General features: G+C 27.4%; 6 protein-coding genes. 1 reads left to right on the top strand and 5 read right to left on the bottom strand.

Annotated elements, in window-relative coordinates; all coding sequences use genetic code 11:
* The coding region (locus tag BM119_RS13940) for an LTA synthase family protein (protein ID WP_423231009.1) at positions 1-1,024 on the bottom strand (1,024 nt) is incomplete at its 3' end.
* A gap of 160 nt (positions 1,025-1,184) precedes the next feature.
* Here BM119_RS13940 and BM119_RS13935 point away from each other — a divergent pair.
* Positions 1,185-2,276: a PRK06851 family protein gene (locus BM119_RS13935; RefSeq protein ID WP_090042352.1), complete on the top strand. Its 1,092-nt coding sequence runs from the start codon at positions 1,185-1,187 to the stop codon at positions 2,274-2,276.
* A 394-nt stretch (positions 2,277-2,670) separates the two neighbouring features.
* Here the strand turns inward: BM119_RS13935 and BM119_RS13930 are convergent, their stop codons facing one another.
* The 4 genes from BM119_RS13930 to ftsH form a co-directional block, all read right to left on the bottom strand.
* A complete protein-coding gene (locus BM119_RS13930) occupies positions 2,671-3,243 on the bottom strand; it encodes an undecaprenyl-diphosphatase (RefSeq protein WP_090042351.1) in 573 nt (190 codons plus the stop codon).
* 17 nt (positions 3,244-3,260) lie between these two features.
* A complete protein-coding gene (locus BM119_RS13925; RefSeq protein ID WP_090042350.1) occupies positions 3,261-4,112 on the bottom strand; it encodes a polysaccharide deacetylase family protein in 852 nt (283 codons plus the stop codon).
* Positions 4,113-4,402: 290 nt separating this feature from the next.
* The gene (locus tag BM119_RS13920; RefSeq protein WP_090042349.1) at positions 4,403-6,520 is read right to left on the bottom strand and encodes a HelD family protein; all 2,118 of its coding nucleotides are present in this window, start codon (positions 6,518-6,520) and stop codon (positions 4,403-4,405) included.
* Positions 6,521-6,940: 420 nt separating this feature from the next.
* Positions 6,941-8,920 (bottom strand): ATP-dependent zinc metalloprotease FtsH, encoded by a 1,980-nt coding sequence (gene ftsH / locus BM119_RS13915; RefSeq protein ID WP_090042348.1) that lies wholly within the window; start codon positions 8,918-8,920, stop codon positions 6,941-6,943.
* Between the last annotated feature and the right edge of the window lie 44 nt (positions 8,921-8,964).

The raw sequence follows: 8,964 nt of genomic DNA, 5'->3' as shown, positions 1-8,964 counted from the left end.
AAGTATTGTTAGGATATCTATAAACTACTGTTCCTTGTCTAAGTGGATATATTGAATTTATAGATATAAAATCTCCGTCTGAACTTGTTCCATTATTAACTTGTTCATATGTATTCGGAAAATATATACTATTATCTAACATCTTATTTAAATTAGGAGTAATTTCTTGATTATTAACTTTTTCTCCTATAACAAAATTTTCAAGTGATTCTACTTGAAGAAAAATAACATTTTTTCCTTTCAATTGTGCAAAATAATCATTGTCAGGTAAATCTTCATTATTCTCCTTAAACCAAGCATCTATTTCTTTCTCGTCATTTTCAGTCAACGTTTTATTTTTATTATCTGCAAACTGAAGATATGCATCATATACATGATATCCTGCTGGAGACATATTAGACATAGTTTGAAATTGTGCCCAACACACCTTTAAAAATATTTGATTTCCTTTAGTAACATCTTTTACATCGATCAAATAATGATCTCTACTTATTACTCCTATTGACACTAAAAGTATAATAAAAAAGCTTATTATATTAAATTTTATATTTCTAAACATGCCTTTATAAAACTGTTTATTTTTGAAGGAATAAACTATAAACAAAATACAGTCTACTATAAATAATATATCTATTAAATGCAAATAGCTAAATAACGCCTTATTAGATGGGTTAAAGCTCGCTGGAACAATTATTTGACTTAAGCTTAGAAATCCACCGTAAGCTCTAAAATACACTAAATCCCCTATTAATAATAAGGAGAATATTAAATCTATTATTATATAATAATATAATCGTCCTCTACCCACAAACCACAATCCAAAACTTACAAATAATACTACAAATAGTATATGAGAAATAATCGGTGGTGGAGAAAAATACGTTCTACTAATATTCAATGTGGCAGAATCCTTACCATGAAGCATTGCTAAAAATAACACGGACTTAGCCATCAACAATACTATAAATACAAAAAATAATTTGTCTACTTTTTTAAATTTTTCTTTTAAATTAAGATTCTTCATTGTTTCCCTTCTTTCTACACCTTATTGAATCACCTATAAATTATATCACATATATAATATTTATTTATTAATTTTTTATAATGTTTTATAAATTTCTCAGTAACTCTCTCCTATATCTAATCATATTATATATAGAATAAATTTAAAGGAGTGTAATTTTATGGCTAGAGAAATTAAACATGTATTTCCTGGTGGTAATACTTCAACTGGGTTTTATTCCTTTTACGAATATATATTAGATAAAGAAATTGCTAAAAGAATTATTTGTATAAAAGGTGGTCCTGGTACTGGAAAATCTACATTAATGAAAACAATAGGAAAAACATTTTTTGAAAAGGGCTATGATGTAGAATTCCATCATTGTTCATCAGATAATAATTCTCTTGATGGTATAGTTATTAAAAATTTAAATATAGCACTTCTTGATGGAACCTCTCCTCATGTAGTAGATCCTGTATATCCAGGTGCTGTAGATGAAATCTTAAACATGGGAGAGTGTTGGCAAGAGTTTGGCTTTGAAAAAGATAAAGACAAAGTAATTTCTACAGTTAAAACTATAAGTAAAAAATTTAAAAGAGCTTATAGATATTTTGGTGCTGCAAGAAATATTTTGGATGATTGGAGTGCCTTTAACGAAGATGCAAAAAATCTTAATGAAGTAATTAAAATTAAAGAAACTCTAAAAAAACAAATTCTAAGTGACTTACCTATAAATACTTATGGATGTGAGCGACACTTATTTATGACTGCCTTAACTCCTAATGGAATAATAAGCTTTAAGGAATCCCATAGCAAAAGTTATGAAAAAGTCTTTGTTTTAAAAGGTGGACCTAACACATGTAAAAGTGATTTGTTAAAGTATATAGGTGAAGAGGCCTTAAAAAGAGGTTTATTTGTTGAATTTTATCATGATCCATTTATTCCCGAAAGAATAGAAAATATCATAATACCTATGTTATCTATAGCTATATTTTCTAGTAATGAGATACATTCAATAAAATTAACCAATTCAACTGAAATAGATATGGATGCTTTATTAAATAAAGATATCCTATTAAAAAATAAAGATGAAATAGACTTTGATAAAACTCAATTTTATTTTTTAATAAATAAAGGATTAAGTTCTATAAAAGAAGCTAAAATTCTTCATGATTCCTTGGAGACTTATTATATTAAAAACATGGATTTTAATAAGATAGAACACATAACTCAGGATTTAATTAAAAGAATTGAAGAATATTCAAATCATTAAATAGAATAAAATTCATAAAACATGAAAAGAGAGGTCTAAGCAACACAAACTAGCTGACTACACAAAGTATTGTAAGGCATAAAAAACTTCATATGGCTAAATTCCAATAACTCACTAGGCTCAAACAATTGGAATTCTTAACGCCATACAAAGTTTTTTATACCAACAATACTAGTTGTTCATCAAATATTTTGCTAATGCTTAGTCCTCTCTTTTCTTAATATTTTAAAAATATATATAGAATTTTTAACAGACACAATGCTTTTTTCAATAAGGATACTTACGATTTATCTGATAGTTTACTAACGCTTATAACTCTATTTTTATTAGAGAATATCAAATTTATGATAGAAGTTCATAAAAAATTAGAGGGCATAAAGTTATGCCCTCTAATTTAATGTTTATTTTTATAACTGATACCTAGAATACATTCTATGCTACCATATATTTTTTGAACATATTTTCTTAAAAATTTACTATATAAGTACCCAATTACCCATGCAATAACATATCCTGCTAAAACATCTATTGGATAGTGATTTCCAACATACACCCTAGAGATACCAACAAGTAGAGATAAAACTCCTAAAATTATTCCTAAAATTTTATTATACATACCCATTCCTACAGCTATACTCATAGTACCTAATGAATGATCACTTGGAAATGATGCATTACTTTTATGCTCTATTAAAAGATTAACTTTATTATTTACAAAAGGTCTTTCTCTATAATAAATACTTCCTATTATAAAACTTATCACCATACCTATAACTGTTATAAAAAATGTATCTACCGCTATTTTTCTTTGATTTTCATTTCTGTTTATAAGTCCCATTAAGAATATTGCACATACCACAAATATAGATATATAGGGTCCATAATTAGAAATAAATATCATAACCTTATCTAAAAATTCATTTTTATTAGCAACTCCATTTATCATTGTAAAAATACTATCGTTCATATATTATCTCCTTAGTTTTATTTCATAGATTGAAATTCATACCCTTGATCTTTAAGATATCCTATAACCTTTGGAAGGGCATTCAAACTATTTTCTCTTTGAGGTGAATCATGCATTAATATAACTAACTTTTCTTTATTTTTGATTGTCTCTTTTAAATAGTTTAAAAGCTCATCTACAGTTTTATTTTGATTCCCCTCAGCATCTCCAGTTAAACTGTTCCAATCAACACTATATTTATTTAGGTTCTTTAAGTCTGTAATAAGCTTGTCTATATTTTTATCATTCGAATGTCGTCTAGTCATTTCGCCATTAGGCATTCTTACAAGCCTTGTTTTGAATTTTTTGCCTACACTTTCCTTAATAAGGTTATCAGTATCTGCAATTTCTTTTTCAAATTCTTCTATATTAACATTTTCTTCAGGATAAAGTTTATAATAATCATGTGAAAAACTGTGATTTCCTATTGAATGTCCTTCATCAGCTTCTCGCCCTAAAATTTGTTGAGTTTCTTCATTATCCTTCAAATTTTTCCCACATACAAAAAATGTTGCTTTTATATTTTTTTCCTTAAGTAAATCTAGAACTTTAGGTGTAATATTTGTTGATGGACCATCATCAAAAGTTAAAAAAGCTATCTTTTTACCATCTTTTTTTTGTGACTTATTTATAATATTTCTAACTATGGCCACATCAGTACCCTGGTTCTCTTCATAATTTCTTTTAGGACTTTCATCCTTAACTTTTGCTATAGACTCTCCAGTATTATTATTCTCCTTACTATTAATCTTATCTTTTTCACAAGAAGTTAAGAGAATAGAGCTCCCTAAAAATAAACCTATTACTATTACTACAAAAATTTTTTTCATTTTAATTCCTCTTTTCTGCAAATAACTTTCAAGTAAATATTATACATCTAGAACAATGTAATAAATCTTAAAATAAGCTTAAACTTATATTTACACATATTGAAAATATTCCTTGCAAAAAATTGAAAATTCAACTCATTTAATCTTAAAACAGTAAAAATAATTGAATTTTATTTTATCTTATAGCTAACATCCTCTTCATCCTAGTGAATTAAGGATAATATATCCTTCAGGTTAATTCATCTACCATTTACATGAGGGAAATAAAATCACCTAAATTAACGATTCTTCTATAATGAAATATTATAGTGACACAATCTATGTAATGCTCTTGTGCTCATTACATATTTTATTAAATCTTCTAAATTTGTTTCGTTATTATCTACCATTATTACTCCATCAAACTCAAGACCTTTTGCAAAATAACTTGGTATCAACACAGTTCCACCAATATAAATCATATCCTCATGATCTAAAACTTTAACAGCTAATGTTTCTTTAATTGGCGTTGCTATTTTGTCCATAATATTTTTATTTCTACAGATTATAGCTATACTTTCAAGCCCGTCTTCCTTCATATCCTCCACCATGTTTTTTATACTTAAAATCAGCTCTTTCATATTATCAAAGTTTTCTTTATGAACTTTTTCTCCATTTCTAACAAGAGGAACTATATCACTATTATTTATAAATTTATTAGCATATTCCATTATTTCTCTTGTTGATCTATAACTCTTATTCAATGAGAAAAAGTTTATATCATTCTCTTCAAAGATAGAATCTAAATTCATCATAGGTGCAATTTGTTCTTTTTTTATAAGTCTTTGATTAACATCACCTACTATAGTAAATGAATTGCATGATGTTAACCCCTTTATTACAAGAAACTGTAGTGGTGAATAATCTTGAGCCTCATCTATAACTATATGTTTTAATTCTTCTTTAACTTTTATACCTTGCAACTTAATTTTCAAATATATAATGGCTGCTAAATCATCGTTTAAAATAGGTTTGTTGTTATTAAATTCATTGTAAATATTCTCTATTGATTTTCCTTCTAAATATACTAATGAAGTTTTAGCTTCTAATACTTTTCTTACAAGTTCTCTTATTTCTAATTTTCTTGAAAATTCCAAGTTATTTTCTTCTACAGCTAACTGTTTAGAGTCCATAGATTCTTTTTTATCTCTATATTTTTTCTCAATAACTCTAAATTCATCATCTCTTTTATATTTTATTTTATTATATAATATTCTTTTTACTTTTGCTCCTCGTCTAAATAATGGCATAGATTTATATTCAATATTAATTAATTTTTCTATTTCTTCTTTTGAAATTAAAATTTCTCCATTAAACATAAGATTTTCTACATTAAAATACTCTTTTTCCATTTCATCTATCAATTTATTTAATTCCTCAGTAAAATCACTTGATCCCTTATACTTAATTTCTTTTATAGCTTTATCATTTCCATTCAGAACACTTTCGATTTCATAATTAAATGGAACTATATTTAAATTGGAGTCTACATATTCCATAGCAAAATCTCTAAATGTTTTTTGCTTTACTCCGCCACTTTCTCCTAGGCTAGGCAAAACACTTGAGATATACTCCATAAAAATTGAATTTGGTCCTAAAATAAGAAGTTTATCCTCTAATTGCTTTCTATAATTATAAAGTAAATATGCAACTCTATGAAGAGCTATTGTAGTTTTTCCACTTCCTGCTACTCCATTAACTACAGTTGTTGAAAATCTTGGTTGTCTTATTATTTCATCTTGCTCTTTTTGTATTGTCATTACTATATCTTTTAATTTATCATTAGCATTATTACCTAGAACCATTTGTAAAATTTCATCTTTAACATCTATAGCAGAGTCAAACATTCCTGAAAGCTCACCTTTTTTTATAATATATTGTCTTCTTCCATTTAAATCAACTTCTATTTTTCCATTAGGAACCTCATAAGAGTGATCCCCTAAAGTTCCAGCATAAAACAAAGAAGAAACTGGCGCTCTCCAGTCTACTATAAGAGGCTCAGAGTAGCCATCTGGAGTTACTCCAAATCTACCAATATAATATTTATCTGTATCTTTAAACTCCTTATCTTCAAAAGTTATACTTCCAAAATAAGGTGAGTATTTTAATATATTAAGCTCTCTCAGCTTTTTATCTGCTTTTCTAAAAGCTTCTTCTTGTACATATCTTTCATGGTCAAAATATTCAATTACTGCATCTTCATCATCCCTATACTCTTCTATAAACTTTTTTCTATAGTTTACAATTTCATTAGTTATGGATTTTCTATATGATATAGAATTCAATATTTCTTCATTTATTATATTAATTGTATCTTTAAGCTTTAACTTTTCTAAATGTAAATCATACTCTCTACTCTTATTTTCCATACATAAAACATTCCTTTCTCATTAAGTGATTATTTCAACATTAATAAATAGACTTATACTAATGCATGTTGAATAAACTAATTCCACTTATATTATAATTTTCTTATGTTAAATTGAATTACTCATAATTATATCATCTATCATATAAAATTCTTTCTTTGAAATTATCATTATAATACATTTAAACTTTTTTTCCTATTGTTTTTATTTATTTTCTATTTATTAAGCCTAAAAAAGCGATTTGAATTTTTTCCATAAAGTGCTATAATATTATCATATCATATATAAAACTTAAATATTAGCTCATCTAACACACCATATGAATGAAGATTCTTTCTTTAAGAATACTTTGTTTATCTTTAATTTTATTGTTACAAAATTAAAAAATGGTTTGTAACTCTATTACAAACCATTTTATTATTATTCTTCTAATTTATCTAATTCCATTGTGTCATCATTATTAAGATGTTGCTCTTTATCATCTAAATCTATAGATGTTTTTTCTTCTTTGTTTTCTAAGTCTATATTTTTTTCTTCTTTAGAATCGTTTTTTTCACATTTTTCTTTAACTTTTTTAGGTGGTACAAGCTCGGGTTTTCTATTTCTTATCATATCCATGAACTCTTCACCTAATAATGTTTCTTTTTCTATAAGTTTTTGTGATATTTCTATTAATAGATCCTTATTATCAGCTAAAAGCTTTATTGCATTTTCATGACAAGTTTTTATAATTGATAAAGTCTCATCATCTATTATAGTAGCTGTTTCTGCACTACAGTTCATTATAGCTCTTCCATCTAAATATTTATTCCTAACAGATTCTAATGCCATCATATCAAATTTATCACTCATACCATAAATAGTTATCATACTTCTTGCACTTTGTGTAGCTCTTTCGATATCATTTGAAGCACCTGTAGATATTGATTTAAACTCAACCTCTTCAGCAGCTCTACCTCCAAGCATAACTATAATTTGATCTAGCATTTCTTCTTTAGATACTAAATATTTATCTTCTTCTGGAAGCTGAAGAGTATATCCTAATGCTCCCATAGTTCTTGGAACTATAGTTATCTTGTGAACTGGATCTGCATTCTTTAAAAGCGCTGCTGTTAATGCATGCCCCACCTCATGAAATGCAACTATTCTTTTTTCCTTTGAAGACATTATTCTATCTTTCTTTTCTTTACCAGCTATTATAACTTCTACAGCTTCTTCTAAATCCTCTTGGATTACAACTTTTCTTTTATGCTTCACAGCACTTAAAGCAGCTTCATTAACTATATTTGCAAGATCAGCTCCAACTGCTCCTGGAGTTGATTTAGCTAGAGAATTTAAATCTACATCATCTGAAAGTTTAACTTCTTTAGCATGAACCTTAAGTATAGCTTCTCTTCCAGCTAAATCTGGTCTATCAACTATTACTCTTCTATCAAAACGTCCTGGCCTTAATAAAGCCTTATCCAAAATTTCTGGTCTATTAGTTGCAGCTAATATTACAACTCCCTTAGATGAATCAAATCCATCCATTTCTGCCAACAACTGATTTAATGTTTGTTCTCTTTCATCATTACTTTGAAGTTGACCATCTCTGCTTTTACCTATTGCATCAATTTCATCTATGAATATTATGCAAGGAGCTTTTTCTTCTGCTTGCCTAAATAAATCTCTAACTCTTGCTGCTCCCATTCCAACAAACATCTCAACAAAATTTGACCCTGACATTGAAAAGAAAGGAACCTTTGCCTCACCAGCCACGGCTTTTGCAAGAAGGGTTTTACCTGTTCCTGGTGGTCCTACAAGTAATGCTCCCTTAGGTAATTTTGCACCTATATCAGAATATCTTTGTGGGTTATGAAGAAAGTCTACAATTTCAACTAATGATTCTTTGGCTTCCTCTTGACCAGCTACATCTTTAAATGTTTTTCCAGTCTTACTTTCAGCATATAGTTTTCCAACATTTTTGCCAAAAGACATAACTCCTCCACCCATTTTTTTATCCAATCTTCCAAAAATCAATCTTCCTAAAAGCATAAATATAAATAATGGTCCTATCCAATATAACAATATACTTAAAAGGGGATCATTATTAGGCACATCTGCATTAAACTTAATGTTAGACTCCCTAAGAGTTTTTATTATTTCAGGATCTTTAACATTTCCTGTATAAAGTTCTTTACCTGCATAAGATGAATCTTTTTCGGGAGTTATAACTATCTTGTCTCTTTGGAAATTCACCTCTTTAATTTGTTTTTGCTGTACTAAATCTAAGAACTCACTGTAACTTATTTGCTGCGTACTATAATTAGTTAGAAAATAATTTACACTAAGTACTACAAATAATACTGCTACTAAATAAAACATCCTATACTTAAACTTTTTATCATCTTTATTAAACATAAATTTTACTTACCCTTATGGGGTTAGCTCCTTTCTTTAAGAAG

Source organism: Clostridium frigidicarnis (assembly GCF_900111985.1).
Taxonomy (GTDB): Bacteria; Bacillota; Clostridia; order Clostridiales; family Clostridiaceae; genus Clostridium_Z; species Clostridium_Z frigidicarnis.
The sequence above is the reverse complement of the archived record's forward strand: the minus strand, read 5'-3'. Positions and strand labels throughout refer to the sequence as shown.